Genomic DNA, 19,825 nt, shown 5'->3' on the forward strand with positions numbered 1-19,825 from the left:
CATTTTGTGACGCTACACTCTCACAAAAGGTTGCACGAAGGATAGCGACCACCTACTATCACTCTGCTCATGCCTAAAGCACCCAACACTCGCGGAAAGAACTCGGTTCACGGCAATATCCTCACCTGCTTGGTTTAGCAGGCACAATCTGTTTTTACCTTCTTTTTAGCTTCTATATAGGCGAATGTGGAAGAAATAAGAAAGGTGAAATATGAACTCTACAAATAGCTTCTCGATCAATATCAATCAGCAAAAATCCATTGCTAAAAAAAGGCTCAAAGCTATCCGCCTATACGATGACGCCATGTTGGAGTTAGTTAAGCGATTTCACTCCAAACCAGAATCTTTGGCTCCCAATACAATTCAATTGGCTGACGTTCAACATGCACTCGCAAGAGAACTTGGCTTATCCAGTTGGAGTAAACTAAAAGCTCATGTCGAAGAGCTAGAAGCGCACAAACTAGCCATCAAACAACAAAAACCGCCCCTAGATGCGAAAGTAAAAACGCTACACGTTCGTTGCGGTCACGATATACAACAACAGCTTAAAACCAGTGGATTTGAAGGGACATTTTTAGCCCTGATCGATCCGCTTTGTATTGGCCCCATACCAGCAACACCGCAGAACTTCCTTGCCATTCGTGCCCAATATGTCGTAGAGACTCTGCTGCCTGTGATGAAGCGTGAAGACTCGGTTCAAGATATAGTCACATTGGAACAATCAAACCTCGATCTGTTGCAAAGTGATGTATTTGAACGAATCGTCTTTTGGGTCGAACATGACAGTTATGATCAATTGATGCTAATTCGTGCTCTAACACAGTTAGAGAATGTAGAGAATAAAGTGATAGAGATCATTGAGTTGAACCAGTTCCCGGGCACTGAACGATTCATCGGCTTTGGGCAGTTGCCTGAAGAAGCTATTCGTTCTTGTTGGCGATACCGTAAACCTGTGACAGCAAAATTATTCAGTCAGGCTAAACGGTGCTGGCACGCTATTACATCACCGACACCTATTTCCATAGTTAATTTGATTCAGCAGCATAACCTGGATTGCTTGCCCAATATACTCAACGTGCTTAAACGCCATTTGCAAGAGTTACCTAATTCACAAACTGGATTGAGCTTGACACAACACCTCGCACTAAAGGTCTTGAGCTCGCAAAATCGTTCAATTCCCATCAAAGATTGGTTTGAGCAATATCAACAACTAGAACCTCTTCCTTACCTAGGAGACGTGATGTTTTACGCGTTACTCCTCCCTCTAGCACAGTGTCAAACACCTTTGATCACGATTGAGTCACGTGAAAGGCACTGGTGGGAACAAAGCGTCCGTATCACTGAGGCTGGCAAGCAGTGTTTGGAAGGCTTAATACGAGCGAAACAATGCTATTGGGTTGGAGGGATTAAAAATACCAGTCAAAGTTATTGGAGCTGGGATCACCTCCAACTAACTACACTTGCCAACCATCATTGAGTTGACAAATATGAAAGCATAAAGGGTTCGTTGGCTCTGATGAACACTCAATACTAAATTATCCCTAAAGAAGCGACCGCTAGTCTGAATACAACTTAAATAGTTATGCAGAAATGCATCCACTCAAAGAGAGTATGCACTCTATCTCTTATTAGAATTTATTGTAAATCCTCTTTGTTATCGGTTGTATATTCGATAAAAGTGTTAAAATACAAACTTTTTATCCAGCCAATTCGTTAATATTTGGTTAAAATTCCATTTTTATTAGTGATAAAGTTCACATCTATTAACCATTTAGAGGATTATTCTTTCGTATTTTCTCACTCCGCTGCTAATCTGCTCGCCGCTTTGAAGTGAACTCAAGGTGCATAACTATAAGGAGTGTTCTCATGAATACCAAGAAACCGATGTCGCTCACCAGCCGCGTAATTTTAGGTATGGTAGCGGGTATCTTGACAGGATTTGCAATTCGCACACTTTTTGCCGACAACGGATTTGTCGACGCATACATTGTTAATGGATTATTCGAAGTTGGTGGACAGATCTTCGTTGCCAGCTTAAAAATGCTTGTTGTACCGCTAGTATTTGTTTCGCTAGTTTGTGGTACCAGCTCTCTAAAAGACCTCTCTACACTGGGTCGCATGGGTGGTAAAACCCTTGCTTTCTACGTAGCAACAACCGCTATCGCAATCACACTTGCTCTAACCATGGGTACGCTATTCCAGCCGGGTGCTGGTGCAGACCTAACGGCAGCAAGTTCATTCAAATCAGCAGAAGCGCCATCTTTGGGTCAGGTGATCATTGATATGTTCCCGACTAACCCAATCAGCGCAATGGCAGAAGGTAAAACCCTGCAAGTTATCGTGTTCGCCGTCCTATTCGGTATCGCGATCAGTGCAGCAGGTAAGCCAGGCGAGCGTATCGCAGCATTCTTCTCTGATCTGAATGAAGTGATCATGAAACTGGTCGCGATTTTGATGAACTTGGCGCCTTATGGGGTGTTCTTCTTAATGGCGAAGCTATTTACTGGTCTTGGTCTGGGCGCGATCGTCAATCTGGCAGAGTACTTCTTAGTACTGGCTGGTACGCTTGTCCTACACGGTCTAGTTACTTACAGCTTAATGTTAAAAGGTTTCACAGGTCTAAACCCAATTACGTTCCTACGTAAGATGGAAGACGCGATCATGTTTGCTTTTTCTACAGCATCATCGAACGCGACGATTCCAGTGACAATGGAAACAGCAAAGCACCGCATGGGTGTTGAGAACCGTGTATCATCGTTCACAGTACCACTTGGTGCAACCGTGAACATGGACGGTACGGCGATCATGCAAGGCGTAGCAACTGCGTTTATTGCTCAAGCTTTCAATATTGATTTAACTATGGGCGATTACCTAATGGTTATCATGACGGCAACTCTGGCGTCTATCGGTACCGCAGGTGTCCCTGGTGTGGGTCTAGTAATGTTGGCAATGGTATTGAACCAAGTAGGTCTGCCTCTAGAGGGCATTGCACTTATCATGGGTGTTGACCGTCTTCTTGATATGATTCGTACCGCGGTAAACATCACTGGAGACAGTGCAGTAACCGTCATCGTTGCGAAATCAGAAGGTGCATTGGATGAAGCTCGCTTCAACGACCCAATGGCAGGCGTAGCCGAAGAAGAAGTGCACCTGAAGCGCGCGGAAGCTTAAACCCTTCCAAGTTAAATTATCCTGTCTAAGCAAAAACCACCTTACTCTAAGGTGGTTTTTTATTTCCAATTAACCCGAAGTCAAAAAGGTTTAGATAAAATTCTCGTCCCCCGAGGTTGTTTCAATTACTAATCGGTAAGTAGTTAGAAAGTAGTTAGATTCTATATTAGCTCATCTAGAGGGTTAAGATAACTCGCCTATGTTTATCACTTTGAAAATGATATAAGAAACATTTTCATCATATAGAGATACAAATTCCATTATCAAATTAAAGTTCAAAACCAAATCGCGATAGATAGTAGTCTGATAATTAAGTTGGTACTAAGATACATACATCATAATTTTATGTTTAAAAATAGTCTTTTTTTATTCATTTTCTCATTTCCAATACTTGCATTAGGTTTCAACGAAAGTATGTTCGATTTTTTTAAGAAATTTAAATATACATTAAGCCCAGAGGTAAAAGGTACTTTAGTTCTTGATCAAAGACCTCTAGAAAATGTAACGGTTTACTTAGAAGCTAATTTTTTAAAAAATAATTACAAAAGGAGTTCAAGTACTAATGAGTTAGGTGAATTTCACTTTAAACCAGTCATACATTCTCAAAGGTTCAAAGAATCAGCTTTGAATCAAACATATTCATATATCGGAATATATACCTATATAAATGAAGAAAAGAAATATATTTGGGAGTCTCAGTTAAACTACGTTTCACCACCTATATTTATAGAGGACAACTTAAGTAATCTTTACTGTGAGCTTGAAGATACCGAGTTTCGATACTTTTTCAAGAATATCAATCTAGATAATGCTGGAGATCTAATGGTTATTAGCAACTGCAATTTAAATGGATTTTTATATAAAAGACACTTTTCATAGAGTTTATGATTGTGATGATTATTAAACTCAAAGTTCTTTAAAAGCAAAAGCTATACCTGCACGCCTCAATCAAGTTTAAACATATCAATCAAAGTGCTAATTCGCAGAATATTTCTCTAAAGTAATTCACTACTTAACTTTCGTATACTCCTGATTCTACATAACCAGTTAGTTTGCACTGACTGTACACATAAGTATCATCTTCACCATTTCCAAAATAAGAAAAAGCGAAGTAGTAAACTTCATTGGTTACTTCACAATTCAAATTTCCCATATTTTCTCTAGCAAACTCATAAGTCTCATAACCATCAATTCAAGACTCCCATATCGTCACCTCTTCTCCATTTGCTAGATGAGTCTTCAAGAAAACGAGCACGTATTTCTGATCTAAGTTCAATAAGTCTTGAGACTCATGCTCTTCCAATGCAGGGAAGGCAAACGATCCGTTAGCATCAGTAATAGTTTGAAACTCATGAATGGTTCCACGCACATCGACTCGGAGGACCACTAATTGAGATGACAACGGTTTTCCGTTCAAAGTTAGCATACCAATAATATCTGGCGTATACATGTACATGAAAGGTTTCTCTTAGATAAAAACTTGAATCTGAAAGTACCCTTTCAAATCGAGCAAATCTACTACGGAAAAACGTATTGTGACGAGCTCGTGTGCTTTGTGTAAATGTTAAAAATAACAATTTCTTGTTTGCGCTAAACCAAACATAGAACATGTTTGATGGGCCATACCTACTCCACCATCGAATTCAGTTTTTCTCTGGCTTGTGCTTCGTGTTCTTTAGTGATGGCATTACCGACTGAGTTCGCGGCTAAGGTAAGTGCTGCCATATCATCGGTAAAGCCGACGCCAGCGAGTACGTCTGGCACCATATCTGTTGGTAGGACGAAGTAAGCCAGCGCGCCACCTAGGATAGCCTTGTGGCGAACAGAAGTGTTGGAATCTGCCATCGCGAGCCATGATTTAATGCCCATAACCGCAATCTCTTCACCTGCTTTCTTGACGGAATTTTTCATTTTACGCCAGAAGGTTTTCTCATCTGGCGCTTGCATCGTTTGGTCTTTGGCGTCTTTCGGCGCCGATTTTACAGACATTGTTGTGGTCATCGTTGCCTCCGAAATTTATGACTATGTCCAACATATTAATTAATCGAACCTGAACGCAAGATTAATAACAAGAAATGATAGTAAAGTGAAACACAGATAGAAAAATCCCCAAACCGAAGTCCGGGGATTATTGCATTGGAAAAAAGTCTTGCAAACCAAAAGGTTGAAGCCAAAAGCTTTGGGAACCAAGCTTTAAAAGCAGAATGCCCTATTGAGCAATCTTCTCCAATACACGCATCAGCATTTTGATACGTGGTTCGATAGACTCAAGCAACAAGTACTCTTGATCGCTGTGGAAGCCCGCACCGATAGGTCCTAGACCATCCAAAGTTGGAACGCCTAGAATCGCCGTGTTGTTTGCATCAGAGCCGCCACCCACTTCTTTCCAGTTGATGTCGATAGCCAGTTCACTTGCGGCTTCTTCAACTAATGCCATCAGGCTTTCCGTTTGCGCACTTGGCACCATAGAAGGTTTGTAAGCTTCACGAACCAACTCGATACTCACACCATCAACGAATGGTGTTTCCAGCATGCCGTTTAGCTTGCTGTCGACATCATCGTATTCTTCGTTGCTCCAGAAACGCACATCCACGATCGCTTCCGCGTGCTCCGGGACGATGTTCGCACCGTTGCCGCCAGAAATAATACCGACGTTCAACGTGGTACCAGATTCAAAGTTGGTCATTGCATTGACTGCTAGAATCCAATTCGCCATCTCAGTGATTGCGCTGCGGCCATTCTCTGGCTCGTTACCTGCGTGAGCAGCAACGCCATTAAAGGTCATTTTGTAGCGAGCCATGCCTTTGCGCGCTTTCACTAAACCGCCATCTGCACGTGCTGCTTCTGCAACCAGTACATTCTTAGCGTTTTTCGCTACTGATTGAATCCAATCCACAGAGTCCATAGAACCCGTTTCTTCATCTGGGTTCATGCAGATAGCGATAGACAGCTTATCCAACACCGCTTGGTCTAGATTGCGCATCGCGTATACGATGTTCAGCAAGCCAGATTTCATGTCCGAGACGCCCGGACCGTAGGCTTTCTCTGCATCTTGAGACATCGGACGAAGCTCAGCAGTACCCACGGGGAACACTGTATCCATATGACCAATCAGCATCACGTCGATTTGCTCAGCTTCCGGCTTATTTCGAACTTCAAGACCAACACCCGCTCTGCCACAGTCGATGCGTTTTACGCTCCAACCTGACATCGCTTGGTACTTCTCTTCAAATTGAGAAGCGATAAACTCAATGCCATCAGTGGTGTACGTGCCACAATCGACATTGATGAGAGGACGAAGTTCTTCGAGATATTCATTGAGAGAAAACTGCATGATTGCTCCCTAAACAAACAAGTTCATGACTAGCATTGCGCCAAATGCGTTCAATACGGAAATCGCAATCATAATTGGGATGTAACGACCTTCAGTACCGATAGGTCCCATAATTCGACCCATGTACTGAACCTGTGAGCCCATTAGGTAAATTGCAGGTGCAAGAATCGCGATGTGCGTACCGTTCAAGATGCCTTGGTCAAACAATGTGATAACCACGCCAACTGCGCCGCCCATCGACATCCAAGCACCAATCAGCACCGCAGCCGCTTCACCTGGCAAACCAAAAACCGCCATTACTGGAGAAAATACCGAGCCCATCAAATCCAACGCGCCAGTGATTTGCAGCGCTTTGATGATTACGAACGCCATCAATACGTTAGGCACCGTAGAGGTAGTCGCAATCACCCAACCTTTCTTAGCACCTTCGACGAAGATATCCGTCACCATTGGTTTTTTCGCTTTAACGTCACCCATTATGCCGTCTCCTCTTTTAAGTTCTCTGATTTGTTTTGGTCTTGCTTGTCTTCTTTACCTTCCGTCATGTTCAGGTAGATACGGAACAGGTTCGCGCCGATGATCTTAAATGCGAACATCACCACAACTGCTAAACCAATAGAAGACGTTACTGCTAGAGAGCCGTCAGCCATCGTCAGTGTGAACAGCACAGCACCCGATGAGAAGAAGTTCACGATGGTTGCACCTGCTGTGAACTGGAACATGGTAAATACGTCCGTTTCACGCTTAGTTAGGTGACCTTCATCTTTTAGCTGACGCGTCATTGCCGCACCTGCATCGGTACTTTGTAGAGAAGCAATTAAAGCCAGACCAGAGTTACCAGGGATGCCCATTAGAGGACGTAGAAGAGGAGTAAGAAGCTTACGAGCTGCTTCAAGTGCACCGTAGTGCTCAAGTACGTTGATCATACCTAAGGCGAACATAACAGTTGGAATCAAAGTAAGTGCGAAAATGAAACCGTCGCGAGCACCACTACCACCAGTACCGCGAAGCGACGTTGTTGCAACTTGCACACCGTCAGCCGTTTCGGTGACACCATACGCCACCTTGCCGAAAGAGCCATTGAGCGTTGTAAAATCGAATACACCGTACCATTCGCTAGATTGCATCAGGCCAGAAAAGAACACAACCGCAAACGCCAGAGCAACGTAGCACCCCAGTGTAACTTTACGCTCAGTTTGAACAGGAATTTTCATAACATTACCTACACATGTGGAACTTAACACATATGTTCACCTGAATAATGTGCTAGAGAGATGATCAAAATCAACCCGTCTGCCGAACATTCTGGCGACTCAGTTATGAAGTTTTATTTTATGATTTCAATCACATTTGAAAGATAATAAAAATTTGTGCTAACAATTAGGTATATTAATCTATATCGATACCTCAGGACTTCTTCATCAATCCGACCAATGATTCCAACGAATATTGCTTTCTACAACATTCATGACGTACTTCATACTTTGGCATTGAGGCAATATCGATTAACTCGAAAGTAACATTCCATAATGAAATTTAGGTTAGGATTGTCCGGTCATATGCAAACGGATTAAACCAGAATCAACAGGACTAGGCAGCCCATTGTTACGCTCACAACCTAAAATAGCCAAGTGGACACTCGCCCTCGTGTTTTGGGTGGTGATGATATGCTTAAGCCAAAATTCTGGTTTCTCGAAAAGCTGCCCGAAGGCTCACCAAATACAGAGTCAGCAAGATGAAAGCGTGAATTTATCACCATCTTGCGACCTTTCAGAAAAGCTAGTTCAAGCTTACCAACATCAGTTTGATCATATTCTTATTCCATTTTTTCTGTTTGCTTTGATTGTGGCGCTGCCGATGACAACCACAGCAATTCGCTATCTGGAATACACAGAACCGATACCGGAAAAGTATCGGGTTCACCTAAAACTTTGCGTGTTTAGAGAATAAAGCCAGCAAGGCGAGAGACCTTTCTGCCTGACTTTTGTACATATTTTATTCACTTCACATAACAAACAACGAAATTTAAAAGTTTTAGGAAATATTATGACATTCACTCGTACACTTTTGGCGTTAACGATGGCTATCGTATCTGCCGTATCTTTCGCATCAGAAAAGACCGCAGAACAAAAGCTAGAGGAAGTTAATCAGATACTAAAAGATAACCCTCAAATTCTTGATTCATTGCACCAAAACCTTCAAGAGTACATTGCGTATCAACAGTCATTTGGCGACACCTTGAAGGAGGTTCGTCAATATCTAAGTGATGGCAAACATTCCTCTTTTGGTGCTGAAAACCCTGAGTTAACCATTATTAACGTAACAGACTACAGCTGCCCTTTTTGTAAACGTTTAGAAGGAGAGCTGGTCAAAGTTGGTAAGGAATATCCGCAGGTAAAAGTGCTTAACCTCAATGTCTCTTTTAAAGAACAATACGAGAAAAACGGCTACAACTCGGCAAGTTACGCATTAAATGTTTGGCAAAACCAGCGAGATAAGTACGAACAAGTGCATGAGTTATTGGTGAAAAAACCGGGCGCACATGACGCACGTTCCTTAAATCAAATCGCGAAAAAAACGGGGACAGAAGCGCAGCTTGTCGACGACAAAGAGACCAAGGCGTTGCTTGATAAAAACTATCAGTATTTCACGCAACTTGGTTTACGCGGCACGCCTGCGTTGATCATTAATGATCAAGTTATTCCTGGCTATGTGCCGTTTGACGAGCTAGAAAAAGTCATCGACCAAGAACTGGCGAACTAAAACAACAAAGCCCTTCCCTGATAACTCAAGGAAGGGCTTTTTATTTATCGACATAAAGAGCGTTTAGTTACTTATCACGTCCTACAAACGCCACAACGACTTTGTCATTGCCAAGCGAGCGAGAGAACACGTACGCGCCTTCTTGTTCAATTACTTGATGCTGACCCGCACCAATCGCTGGGTGCGCTTTACGGAACTGACCAAGAGTTTGCCAGTGTTTTAGCAGCGCTCGCTTCTCATCAGATAGCTTCCACACCATGTCAGAACGAGTGCCTTGGTGGAAATCGTCCGCGTAAGGACCAATGTTACGACCAACTTCATCACCATAGTAAACCTGAACAGCACCAGGGCTCAGAAGCAGTGCATTCGCGGCGTTACGCTGCATGCCGTAATCTTTGAAGCGAGAGAAGAACAGCTCGGTATCGTGAGAAGACATGTAGCTCACTGGGTTGAAGTCTTTTTCATTGGCGATAGTATCTGCGTAACTTTGGTAGGTGTCTGCCATTTGGCTGAAACACGCCGCGCCTTTGTCTAACTTCTTCTGCATGTCGAAGTTAATCAACGCATCAAAGCCATCTTCAAAGTAAGGACTGCGATATGCGGTATGTCCCCATACTTCACCCATCATCCAGAATGGCTGACCTGACTTACCATTCTCTTTGCGCCACTGCTCAAGACTGCTTGAAGCCTCTTCTTTCAAGCGTTTCCACACATCGCCTTCAACGTGCTTCACCGTATCGACACGGTAACCATCAATGCCAAAGCGTTTCACCCAATCAGTTTGCCACTCAATTAGGTAGTCCGAGACGGTGTAATTGTCGCGCGCCTCTACGCGAGTACCAGGGTTATCCAATAGCCACTGCGCGGGCTTCACGGCTTTGTCTGATTCGGTGATAAAGTCAGGTAAACCCGCCAATGACATAGTGATATCACTGCTGCCCGGAGCTGGGTATCCCGGTAGACCTGTTCTTACCCAGTCACCGCCCCACCATTTCGACCAGTTTGGACTCTGGTAATCAATATTCTGGTGATAGCTATGCCAATTTTCACCCGCTTTTGGTTGCCAGTCACCCCACTTATTCGGTAAATCAGCGTTTGGTTTTAACACCTCAATACCGTCAAATTGCAAATCGGCTAACGTTGAGTAACCGGTGTGGTTGATTACTGCGTCCATCAAGACTTTAAGGCCACGTTTGTGTGCCTCTTCCACCAGCTTTTTCAGATCAGCTTCGTTACCGAAGTTCTCATCAATCTTGGTAAAGTCACGCGTCCAGTAACCGTGGTAAGCGTAGAATGGGAATGAGCCGCTATCGCCGCCGCCAACAAAGCCGTGCACTTGTTCAACGATTGGCGACAACCAAATCGCATCTGTACCTAGGCTCTTGATGTAATCTAGCTTTTCGATCACGCCTTTTAGATCACCGCCGTGGAAGGTGCCGATCTCTTCTTTGCCGTCTTTCTTGCGTCCATAGCTGTTGTCATTGCTCGTATCAGCATTCTTGAAACGGTCGACCATCACGAAGTAAATGTTGGCATTACGGTAATCAAACGGTACTGCTTCTTTGGTTTTCTTCACTGGCTCTAGTAGCACCAACCCGCCTGAATCTTTGCTTGGCGTCAGCGATACTTGCTGATCTTTTACTTCGACCATTTGCCCAGAGTAAGCATCACGCAACTTGGTGCCATCGGGGAAACTGTCACCCAGCGCAATGGTGACTTCGCCGCCTTGATAAACCTCACATTGCACTTGTGGGATTGGGCGTTTGAATTCTGTCTTCGCGGCTTTCTTAGGTTCACGCTTGAAGCGCAGTGTTTTCGCTTCCGCATCAAAAGCAAAAGAGTAATCGCCAGTAAAGCGGATTTTTAACGGCAGTTCCGTTGGCTTTCCGCAGTTCAGCGCGATAGGTTTATTGAATTTGACCTTCTGGCCATCAGGCGCGACACAGTCGCCTTCAACACCCGTAATTTTGAGCGTGTATCCATCTTTGGTTAAGGGCACAACCAAAGGCTGCTCTGCATTTAAAGGAAAGTCACGGCTGTTGGTCGTGGTCGAAATGGTGATGTTTGGCTCGGCGATGGCACTTGCCGATGCAAGCAATAAGGTAGTCGTAATCAGATTCAGTTTCATCGTTCAGTCCATTGGTTGCGCATAGGCGCAGTATTCGTGTTGTATTTTTATTCACACTAATAGTAAATGGATGAAAAACTGAGCACATCATTCTGAAAGGCTACGCCCTAAAGCTTGTGACGCTTCACATTTTATTGATATAGGGGCGTAGTTCTATTTAAGCGCAATAGATTGAGGGAGTTAAAGTTGCACGCTGCCAAGATTGCTCATTTGATTCATCGCCCATCTTGTGCGGCGAGCAGTGTAATCACTTTGTGGATAGACTTTGATTCGATATGGATTTGGCAACACCACGGCTAAACGCGCTGCTTGCCACTTCGAGAGTTGCTTTGCACTGACACCAAAATAATTCTGCGCCGCCGCTTCAGCGCCGTAAATACCGGGACCAAATTCAACCACATTTAGATACACTTCGAGAATGCGCTCTTTGCTCCACATCAGCTCCATCAGCAAAGCAAAGTAAAGCTCATAAGCCTTGCGAACGTAGGAGTGAGACGGAAACAAAAACACATTTTTCGCGGCTTGTTGGGTAATGGTGCTCGCGCCTCTCGACGGACCATTATCACCAGCCTCGGAAATCACGTCGAATAGCGACTCGAAATCGACACCATAATGATGAGGGAATTTTTGATCTTCGGTCGCAATCACCGCTAACTGCATATTTTTTGAAATACGCGACAAGGATACCCATTCGTGTTGGCTGCTGTCTGGATAGTTCTTTGGTGGGGCAACAATGCGGCTTAACTTCCATCCCCATATTGGTGGATCGACATATTTCACCACACCAACCAAAACGATTGGGGCAATCAGTAATATCAACACCATTTTAAATAGAAATGACTTAAGCCTTTTCAACATGTGTAGTTCCCCAATGCATTAGCGATTGATGATAAACAAACCCGTGAGCTTGCCTGATTCAATCAAGAACAACAAGTTTTAGAGGTAAAAAATAGGTCAAAAAAAGCCCGATTTACAATGTAAAACGGGCTTAGAATTTGATTAGACTAAATTATTTGTGCAGCTTGTAGAACACGGTTGAAAGTGGAGGCAAACGAAGCTCAAGTGATTGAGGCAGTGATTCACTTTCAACTTTTTCCGTTTTCACAATGGTCAGCACTTTAAAATCGCTGCCGCCGTATTTGCTGTCGTCCGTGTTCAGCAGCAGTTCGTATTGACCTGCATTTGGAACACCTAAACGGAAACGCTCGTGTGGTACGGGCGTAAAGTTGGTGATGATGAGAATACGCTCACCCTCTTTACTGATACGCTCGTGCGCTAGGATGCTTGCATCCGCTTCGTCTTGTAGACGCCACTCAAAACCAGCAGGAACACAATCTTGATCGTGCATCGCCGCTTCATTTCGGTACAAGTGGTTCAAATCTCGCATCAGCTTTTGGACACCTTGATGACGCTCATATTCCAGTAAGAACCATTGCAACTGATCATCGTGGTTCCACTCCGCCGTTTGGCCAATTTCCGCGCCCATAAAGTTCAGCTTTTTGCCCGGTTGACCATACATATAACCGTAGTATGCTCGTAGGTTTGCGGTTTGCTGCCATTCATCGCCCGGCATCTTGTTGTGAATAGAGCCTTTGCCGTACACCACCTCATCGTGAGAGAGAGACAAGACGTAGTTCTCGCTGTGCGCATAAACTAGCGGGAATGTGATGGTATTGTGGTGGTATTTGCGGTGAACAGGATCTTCTTTGATGTATGAAAGACTGTCGTGCATCCACCCCATATTCCACTTGAAGCCAAAGCCTAAACCACCCATAAAGGTTGGCGCAGACACACTCGGAAACGCCGTTGACTCTTCCGCAATCGTCATCGCATTCGGGAAGTGCTTGTACACTTCTTCGTTCATCCATTTTAAGGTTGCGATTGCGTCGTAGTTTTCGTTGCCACCATCAACGTTCGGGACCCACTGATCGTGGCTACGTGAATAATCGAGATAGAGCATCGACGCGACGGCGTCCACGCGAATACCATCAATATGGAATTGTTCAAACCAGTACAGCGCATTCGAGACAAGGAAGCGACGCACATGTTCACGGCCTAAATCGTAAATGTAGGAGTTCCAGTCTTGGTGCCAACCGCGACGTGGGTCCGGGTCGTGGAACAGCGGTGTGCCGTCAAAGTTTGCTAAACCGTGGTCATCCGATGGGAAATGCGCCGGAACCCAATCCAGCACCACACCGATACCAGCTTGGTGACACGCATCCACGAAGAATTTGAAATCATCAGGGGAGCCAAAGCGGCTAGTTGGTGCAAACAAGCCAACAGGTTGATAGCCCCATGAACCATAGAATGGATGCTCAGACACAGGCATCAGTTCAACGTGGGTGTAGCCCATATCCACAAGGTATGGCACCAACTGCTCCGCAAGTTCGCGGTAATTGAGGAAATCACCTTTCTCGTTGCGCTTCCATGACCCAGCATGCAGCTCGTAAAACGATAACGCTTCATCACGCTTTTGCGTCACTGCACGGTTTTGCCATTTCGCATCTTGCCATTGGTAACGCTTGTGATCGTAAGTAATGGACGCGAACGATGGGTATTGCTCAGAGTAGAAACCCCAAGGGTCTTGTTTATGAGGAAGCCCTTCCCCATTTGGCCCTTTGAGCTCAAATTTGTACTGAACGCCTTCTTCTAAGCCAGGAATAAATAGGCCCCAGATACCGTAGTCTAGGCGTTGCATTGGGTGACGACGACCATCCCATTGGTTGAAGCAACCCACAAGGCTAACAGCCGATGCGTGTGGTGCATAAACAAGGAAACGAACACCGGAAATGTTTTCACCACCACGTTCTAGCGTGACAAAGTGTGCGCCCATGTAGTGATACATGTCTTTTGGCGTATGCAGATGCTCGTACTCTTGGTAGATATTGTGGTACTGGTACGGGTCATCAATAATTTGTTCAACACCATTCCAATCGACCGCTAAACGGTAGTGGGTCAGATGTAAATCGCGTTGCTCTTTTAAGATGAAACCGCTGTCGCCATCACGCTCAAGCGCCACGCGAGGTTCACCATTAACAAGCAGTTCAACCTTGTTTGCGCCCGGCATCCAAACTCTCAGCGAAGCTTCGTCGTCAATGAAAGGACCCAGCGCCGCAAATGGATCTGAGTAAGCCGCCTCAGCAAGCAGTTCGTATGCGCGTTCGTGTTGTTTCTTTATTTTCTTGGTTTTGGTGGTTTTCAAATCTTTCTCCCTAGAGCCAACATCCTTTTCAAGACCAGAGATCTGAATCAAACATCGGTTTCTCCACAGCCAACGTTGTGAACTCACAAAAAGACTCCGCTTCTCACGTTCGTTGCGTAAACGGCGTCAAAATACAAAAATGCCCGCTATTGTCGCGGGCATAATAACGGTACTTCATCCTAACGGATTGTGTTTTAGGAATGAGTGACCTAGACGGAACTTTCGTACCTCTGAGCTAACAAAATTCGTAATCAGCTCGTCCATCTACGCCACTCTAGGCATCTTACTTACTCGCCTGTGCACGAACTTCAGTAAGGCGTTTAGAAATACGATTCACATCTTCACGGCTGAAGATTTCATCTAGGTTCATCGACAATTTACGACGCCAGTTTGGATACTCATCCACCGTACCAGGAATGTTGACCGGTTGATCCATTTCTAGCCAGTCTTCAAGCTGAACGCTAAGCAGTGCAGAGTCACCCGCGGCTACGTGCAGTTGCAGCGCTTCGCTTAGGTATGAATCCATTGGCACGTACTGAGCATCATGACCAATGCCTTCTGGCAGATAGCCATGCCAGCGAACGCTGTCTAGAATACCTTGTTTGCACTTCAAGCGGTCAGCGAATAGGCCTTCCAACTGCTGTTCATCAGGGTACAGACCAATCTCACGCCCCATCTTCAAGTCATCACAGTGCCAGAAACCGCGTAGTGTTGGCATATCGTGCGTACACAGCGCAGCCATAGACTGCTCAGCGTAGTGCTTCGGAGAAATAAAACCGCCGTCGTCTTTTGATGTTTCGAAGAAGAAGACTTTGTACGAATGCACACCCGCATCACGAAGGATATCAACGATTTCATCAGGTACAGTACCCAAGTCTTCACCGATTACAGAACACTGATGACGGTGAGATTCCAAGGCTAGGATTGCTAGCATGTCTTCAACTGGGTAGTACAGGTATGCGCCTTCTGTCGCTTTCTCGCCTTTTGGAATCCACCAAAGGCGAAGCAGGCCAAGTACGTGGTCGATACGCAATGCACCACAATGCTTCATATTAGCACGTAACAATTTGATGTAAGCGTCGTAGCCAGTCGCTTCTAAAACTTGAGGGTTAAGCGGAGGCAGACCCCAGTTTTGGCCTAGTGGACCAAGTACATCTGGTGGCGCACCGATGCTTGCATCCAATACTAGCGCGCCTTCGTCAGCCCATGTTTCGCTGCCTGAATCTGCAACACCAACCGCAAGGTCGCGGTACAAACCCACAGCCATGCCTTTTTCTTCGGCTAGCGCTTGCGCTTCTTTGATTTGATCGTCTGCGATCCATTGCAGGTACATGTACAAGTGAACACGATCTTGGTTGTCCTTAATGTACTTCTGAGTACCAGCTGCGTCGAATGTGCGGTACTTCTCAGGGAACACAGGCCAACCCCACATGTTTGCATCTTCTGCATGTAAATCAGCATGAAGTGCATCGAATGCAGCTTGGTGTAGCAAGCTGTCGCCGCCTTTTTCAACAAAGTCCAAGAAGGCACGAGCGCGATCGGTGTTCTTGTCTAAATGGCGAGCTTTAAACTCACTGAATAGCAGCGGAAGAACGCTCATTTTTAGTTGTGAAACTTCGGTGTAATTCACCCAATGAGAGTCTCGCGCTTTTTGTAGACGTTGTTGGAACTCTGCGCTACCCACTCGCTGTTGTGCTTCTGCACTTAGCGCGAACTCAGGTACAGAGCTTACGTCGATGTACATGATGTTCAGCCAGCGACGAGAAGACGGGCTGTATGGACTTGCCCCTTCTGGATTCGCAGGGAACAGCGAGTGAATAGGGTTCAAGCCAATGAAGTCACCGCCACGAGAGGCAATATCACTCACCAGTTGTTTTAGGTCGCCAAAATCACCGATGCCCCAGTTATGCTGAGTACGCAGTGTGTAAAGCTGGATACTAGGACCCCATAGCTTTTTGTGTTGGTTTAGATCGTCTTGTTTGAAACACGCTTTCGGCGTAATGATCAATGACATCTCGTAAGGTGTTTTACGACGCTTACGACTGATGATCAGTTTGTGATAACCCCAAGCCAAGTTCTTTGGCAATGCAAACACTAGAGGGCCACCCTCAGCACGCTCATCACGAACAATTTGGGACTGAAGATAGCCTTCAAGTACCTCTCCTTGTTCTGTTTCTAAACGCCAGCTGAATTCACTCTCACGAGCACTCGTACCTAGGTTTAGTTCCACTTCGACTGGTTCGCCGTCGCGTAAAACAAGAACAGGGGCTAGTACGTCTTTTTTATGTTTCTTTTCAGCAGAAGCCAGTAGTTTTTCATCACTGCTAGTATCGTAGCCAAGCGAAGCGAGCAAGCGGCGTAGCGTCTCCTCAGACACTTTAGCCTCATCTCCCCAAGCACTGACATAGCTATCAGCCAATCTCGCCATTTCCGCGACTTTCTTTAATGCTGTTTGTTCTTTCATCGCTTTCTCCGAAGGTAATACCAACACCTTCCATGTAGGGTTTTATTGTTATCAATAACTTCTTTTGGAAAATGACCAAAGGTAGCGCTTGGCTACCTTGGTCTTAACTAGGTTCTATTAGCGTTTCACCGCTTCAAGTTTCCAGATATTGTTCACGTAGTCGCGGATTGAGCGGTCTGACGTGAACTTGCCAACAAGGGCGGTATTAAGAATGGCCTTCTTCGCCCAGCCAGCTTGATCTTTATATTGTTCGCTCATGTCTTCGTGCGCTTTCACGTAAGATGCAAAGTCCGCAAGACATAAGTACGGGTCACCGCCGTCTAGTAGGCTGTCATACGTTGCACGCAGTAAGCCTGGTTGACCTGGTGTGAACTCTTCACCCAATAGCAAGTCCATTGACGCTTTGAGTAAGTGATCCGCATTGTAGTAATCAAATGGGTTGTAACCTTGAGCTTTCAGCGCTTTCACACCTTCAACATCTAGACCGAAGATATAGATGTTCTCATCGCCTACTTCCTCACGAATCTCAACGTTTGCACCATCCATTGTACCGATAGTTAGCGCACCGTTTAGCGCCATCTTCATGTTACCTGTACCTGATGCTTCTTTACCCGCTAGCGAGATTTGTTGAGAAACGTCAGCCGCAGGGATAATGATTTCAGCCATGCTCACGCGGTAGTCAGGGATGAATACCACTTTCAGCTTGTTACCGATGCGAGGATCGTTGTTCACCTTGTCTGCAATCTTGTTGATTGCGAAGATGATTTCTTTCGCTAGGTGGTAACCCGGTGCTGCTTTTGCTGCGAAGAACACAACGCGTGGCGTACACTCAAAACCTGGTTCATTAAGAATACGGTGGTACAGAGACAGTACGTGTAGCAAGTCTAGATGCTGACGTTTGTACTCGTGCAGACGCTTGATTTGAACATCGAAGATTGCATTAGTATCGAGCTCGATACCCATGTTCTCTTTCACCCAAGTTGCTAGGCGTTCTTTGTTCTCTTTCTTCACTGCCATGAATTCTTTTTGGAATGTCGCGTCAGTAGCGTACTTTGCAATACCTTCAAGTTGCTCTAGTTTCGCTGGCCATTCTGGGCCGACTTTCTCAGTGATAAGCTGAGACAGACCTGGGTTACAGAACTTCAACCAGCGACGTGGCGTAATACCGTTCGTTACGTTGTGTAGACGTGTCGGGTACATTTCGTGGAACTCTGGGAATAGGTCTTTCTTAACCAATTCAGAGTGAAGTGCTGCTACACCGTTTACTGCGTAAGAGCCGATTACACATAGGTTTGCCATGCGAACCATGCGGTGGAAACCTTCTTCGATGATAGAAAGCTTCTGTTGCTTCGCGACATCACCCGGCCACATTGCACGTACGTCTTGTAGGAAGCGGTGGTTGATCTCGTAAATGATCTCCATATGACGTGGTAGCAGGTGCTGGATTAGCGACTCTGGCCATGTCTCTAGTGCTTCTGGAAGTAGCGTGTGGTTGGTGTACGCAAATGTCTTAGAGCTGATTTCCCAAGCTGCTTCCCAAGCTAAACCTTTTTCATCCATCAGGATGCGCATTAGTTCAGGAATCGCAATCGTTGGGTGTGTATCGTTAAGCTGGATAGTCTCTTGCTTAGGTAGATCCGCTAGCGAGTAGCCCGCAGCTTCGTGGCGACGTAGGATGTCACGTACAGACGCTGCTGAGTGGAAGTACTGCTGCATTAGACGCAGTGTTTTACCTTTCTCGTGGTTGTCGTTCGGGTAAAGCACTTTAGTGATGTTACCTGCGTCGATCAGTGCGTGCTGAGCTTCGAAGTAATCACCATTGTTAAAGCTTGCTAGTGAGAATGGTGCAATCGCCTGACATTCCCAAAGACGTAGCGGGTAAACCGTGTCTGATTCGTAACCCACAATTGGAAGATCCCAAGGCATTGCTCTTACTGTCATGCCTGGTACCCATTTGCGAACTTCTTTACCGTTCTCGTTAATCACTTCAACGTGACCGTAGAAACCGATCTCTTGCGCAAGTTCTGGACGCGCAATTTCCCAAGGGTAGCCTTCTACACCGCGCCAAGCGTCAGGTGCTTCTTGCTGGCGACCATCTTTGAATGACTGTTTAAATAGACCGTATTCGTAATGTAAACCATAGCCGACAGTTGGGAATTCTTGTGCCGCACATGAATCCATGAAACACGCAGCCAGACGACCAAGGCCACCGTTACCCAATGATGGGTCGCGCTCTTCTTCTAGCAGATCAGTTAGGTTGTAACCCAGTTCAGCCATTGCTTCTGTTACTTGTTCATACAGACCCATGCTGATTAGGTTGTTACCCGTCAAACGACCGATAAGGAATTCTAGCGAAAGGTAGTTAACGCTCTTCGCACTTTTAATGCGTGGATCTTCTTCTGTCGCAAGCAAATCTAGAGTAGTAAATTCAGCCAGAGCATGCCCCATTGCTAGGTACCATGCGCGGCTGTCTGCGTTTTCAATCGTATGAGCGTAAGTTACAGATAAGTGTTTCTTTACGCTTTCTTGGAACGACTTCTTGTCAAATTGTTTTTGTTGAGTAGGTTTCATTACGAAATTCTCACGTCTTTTGGTAATTCATCTGCCATACATCGTGCATTTACCTCTGTGAATAAACATCCTCCTAATTCTCATCCTTTGAAGGAGGAGGGCTGAGGGCGTAGAGGGGGTACCATTGCTAGGTTAGTGATCCAAATCTCAACAAAGTGAACTTTGCACCAGTTCTTAGTGATTTTGATCACA

15 protein-coding genes are annotated in these 19,825 nt (G+C 45.3%); 5 read left to right on the forward strand and 10 right to left on the reverse strand.

The window, feature by feature from the left end:
• Window positions 1–211 precede the first annotated feature (211 nt).
• From R7Q46_RS03535 to R7Q46_RS03545, 3 genes are all read left to right on the forward strand, one after another.
• Window positions 212–1,477, forward strand: coding sequence for a DUF1835 domain-containing protein (locus R7Q46_RS03535; RefSeq protein WP_047102405.1), 1,266 nt, complete (start codon window positions 212–214; stop codon window positions 1,475–1,477).
• Between the two features lie 389 nt (window positions 1,478–1,866).
• Complete coding sequence (locus R7Q46_RS03540) at window positions 1,867–3,171, forward strand: dicarboxylate/amino acid:cation symporter (RefSeq protein WP_005374865.1); 1,305 nt, start codon at window positions 1,867–1,869, stop codon at window positions 3,169–3,171.
• A 414-nt stretch (window positions 3,172–3,585) separates the two neighbouring features.
• Window positions 3,586–4,050, forward strand: a complete 465-nt coding sequence (locus tag R7Q46_RS03545) for a DUF6795 domain-containing protein (RefSeq protein WP_242014585.1) — start codon at window positions 3,586–3,588, stop codon at window positions 4,048–4,050.
• A gap of 313 nt (window positions 4,051–4,363) precedes the next feature.
• On the opposite strand, the gene R7Q46_RS03550 is transcribed toward R7Q46_RS03545, so the two are convergent.
• The 5 genes from R7Q46_RS03550 to R7Q46_RS03570 form a co-directional block, all read right to left on the reverse strand.
• On the reverse strand, window positions 4,364–4,627 hold the full coding sequence (locus tag R7Q46_RS03550; RefSeq protein ID WP_082240197.1) for a DUF6795 domain-containing protein: 264 nt from the start codon (window positions 4,625–4,627) through the stop codon (window positions 4,364–4,366).
• Window positions 4,628–4,797: 170 nt separating this feature from the next.
• The gene (locus R7Q46_RS03555; protein WP_151515276.1) at window positions 4,798–5,172 is read right to left on the reverse strand and encodes a YkvA family protein; all 375 of its coding nucleotides are present in this window, start codon (window positions 5,170–5,172) and stop codon (window positions 4,798–4,800) included.
• A gap of 208 nt (window positions 5,173–5,380) precedes the next feature.
• The gene (locus R7Q46_RS03560) at window positions 5,381–6,505 is read right to left on the reverse strand and encodes a M20 family metallopeptidase (RefSeq protein WP_213871290.1); all 1,125 of its coding nucleotides are present in this window, start codon (window positions 6,503–6,505) and stop codon (window positions 5,381–5,383) included.
• Window positions 6,506–6,514: 9 nt separating this feature from the next.
• Complete coding sequence (locus R7Q46_RS03565) at window positions 6,515–6,982, reverse strand: YjiG family protein (protein WP_017634454.1); 468 nt, start codon at window positions 6,980–6,982, stop codon at window positions 6,515–6,517.
• Entirely contained in the window at window positions 6,982–7,719 is a 738-nt protein-coding gene (locus R7Q46_RS03570; RefSeq protein ID WP_005374846.1) for a nucleoside recognition domain-containing protein, read from the reverse strand. Before R7Q46_RS03570 ends, R7Q46_RS03565 begins: the two co-directional genes overlap by 1 nt.
• 448 nt (window positions 7,720–8,167) lie before the next feature.
• Between R7Q46_RS03570 and R7Q46_RS03575 the strand changes: the two genes are divergently transcribed.
• Both R7Q46_RS03575 and R7Q46_RS03580 read left to right on the forward strand, forming a co-directional pair.
• Window positions 8,168–8,455, forward strand: coding sequence for a hypothetical protein (locus R7Q46_RS03575; protein WP_049872671.1), 288 nt, complete (start codon window positions 8,168–8,170; stop codon window positions 8,453–8,455).
• A 96-nt stretch (window positions 8,456–8,551) separates the two neighbouring features.
• The gene (locus tag R7Q46_RS03580) at window positions 8,552–9,268 is read left to right on the forward strand and encodes a DsbA family protein (RefSeq protein WP_005384623.1); all 717 of its coding nucleotides are present in this window, start codon (window positions 8,552–8,554) and stop codon (window positions 9,266–9,268) included.
• 67 nt (window positions 9,269–9,335) lie between these two features.
• On the opposite strand, the gene R7Q46_RS03585 is transcribed toward R7Q46_RS03580, so the two are convergent.
• From R7Q46_RS03585 to R7Q46_RS03605, 5 genes are all read right to left on the reverse strand, one after another.
• Window positions 9,336–11,396 carry an alpha-amylase gene (locus R7Q46_RS03585; RefSeq protein ID WP_213871291.1) on the reverse strand — a complete coding sequence of 687 codons (2,061 nt, stop codon included), beginning with the start codon at window positions 11,394–11,396 and terminating at the stop codon, window positions 9,336–9,338.
• A 180-nt stretch (window positions 11,397–11,576) separates the two neighbouring features.
• Window positions 11,577–12,254: a monofunctional biosynthetic peptidoglycan transglycosylase gene (gene mtgA / locus R7Q46_RS03590; RefSeq protein ID WP_005484665.1), complete on the reverse strand. Its 678-nt coding sequence runs from the start codon at window positions 12,252–12,254 to the stop codon at window positions 11,577–11,579.
• Window positions 12,255–12,405: 151 nt separating this feature from the next.
• Window positions 12,406–14,598, reverse strand: a complete 2,193-nt coding sequence (gene glgB, locus R7Q46_RS03595) for a 1,4-alpha-glucan branching protein GlgB (protein WP_250154604.1) — start codon at window positions 14,596–14,598, stop codon at window positions 12,406–12,408.
• A 283-nt stretch (window positions 14,599–14,881) separates the two neighbouring features.
• Window positions 14,882–17,062, reverse strand: a complete 2,181-nt coding sequence (malQ, locus tag R7Q46_RS03600) for a 4-alpha-glucanotransferase (RefSeq protein ID WP_005374838.1) — start codon at window positions 17,060–17,062, stop codon at window positions 14,882–14,884.
• 117 nt (window positions 17,063–17,179) lie between these two features.
• On the reverse strand, window positions 17,180–19,633 hold the full coding sequence (locus R7Q46_RS03605) for a glycogen/starch/alpha-glucan phosphorylase (RefSeq protein WP_005374836.1): 2,454 nt from the start codon (window positions 19,631–19,633) through the stop codon (window positions 17,180–17,182).
• Between the last annotated feature and the right edge of the window lie 192 nt (window positions 19,634–19,825).

It is taken from the genome of Vibrio sp. 811, assembly GCF_033339195.1.

What these genes read in the sequence shown, in the direction of transcription:
- R7Q46_RS03535 (WP_047102405.1), top strand. Translation starts at nt 212, where the DNA reads ATGAACTCTACAAATAGCTTCTCGATCAATATCAATCAGCAAAAATCC.
- R7Q46_RS03540 (WP_005374865.1), top strand. Translation starts at nt 1,867, where the DNA reads ATGAATACCAAGAAACCGATGTCGCTCACCAGCCGCGTAATTTTAGGT.
- R7Q46_RS03545 (WP_242014585.1), top strand. Translation starts at nt 3,586, where the DNA reads ATGTTCGATTTTTTTAAGAAATTTAAATATACATTAAGCCCAGAGGTA.
- R7Q46_RS03550 (WP_082240197.1), bottom strand. Translation starts at nt 4,627, where the DNA reads ATGTACATGTATACGCCAGATATTATTGGTATGCTAACTTTGAACGGA.
- R7Q46_RS03555 (WP_151515276.1), bottom strand. Translation starts at nt 5,172, where the DNA reads ATGACCACAACAATGTCTGTAAAATCGGCGCCGAAAGACGCCAAAGAC.
- R7Q46_RS03560 (WP_213871290.1), bottom strand. Translation starts at nt 6,505, where the DNA reads ATGCAGTTTTCTCTCAATGAATATCTCGAAGAACTTCGTCCTCTCATC.
- R7Q46_RS03565 (WP_017634454.1), bottom strand. Translation starts at nt 6,982, where the DNA reads ATGGGTGACGTTAAAGCGAAAAAACCAATGGTGACGGATATCTTCGTC.
- R7Q46_RS03570 (WP_005374846.1), bottom strand. Translation starts at nt 7,719, where the DNA reads ATGAAAATTCCTGTTCAAACTGAGCGTAAAGTTACACTGGGGTGCTAC.
- R7Q46_RS03575 (WP_049872671.1), top strand. Translation starts at nt 8,168, where the DNA reads ATGATATGCTTAAGCCAAAATTCTGGTTTCTCGAAAAGCTGCCCGAAG.
- R7Q46_RS03580 (WP_005384623.1), top strand. Translation starts at nt 8,552, where the DNA reads ATGACATTCACTCGTACACTTTTGGCGTTAACGATGGCTATCGTATCT.
- R7Q46_RS03585 (WP_213871291.1), bottom strand. Translation starts at nt 11,396, where the DNA reads ATGAAACTGAATCTGATTACGACTACCTTATTGCTTGCATCGGCAAGT.
- mtgA (WP_005484665.1), bottom strand. Translation starts at nt 12,254, where the DNA reads ATGTTGAAAAGGCTTAAGTCATTTCTATTTAAAATGGTGTTGATATTA.
- malQ (WP_005374838.1), bottom strand. Translation starts at nt 17,062, where the DNA reads ATGAAAGAACAAACAGCATTAAAGAAAGTCGCGGAAATGGCGAGATTG.
- R7Q46_RS03605 (WP_005374836.1), bottom strand. Translation starts at nt 19,633, where the DNA reads ATGAAACCTACTCAACAAAAACAATTTGACAAGAAGTCGTTCCAAGAA.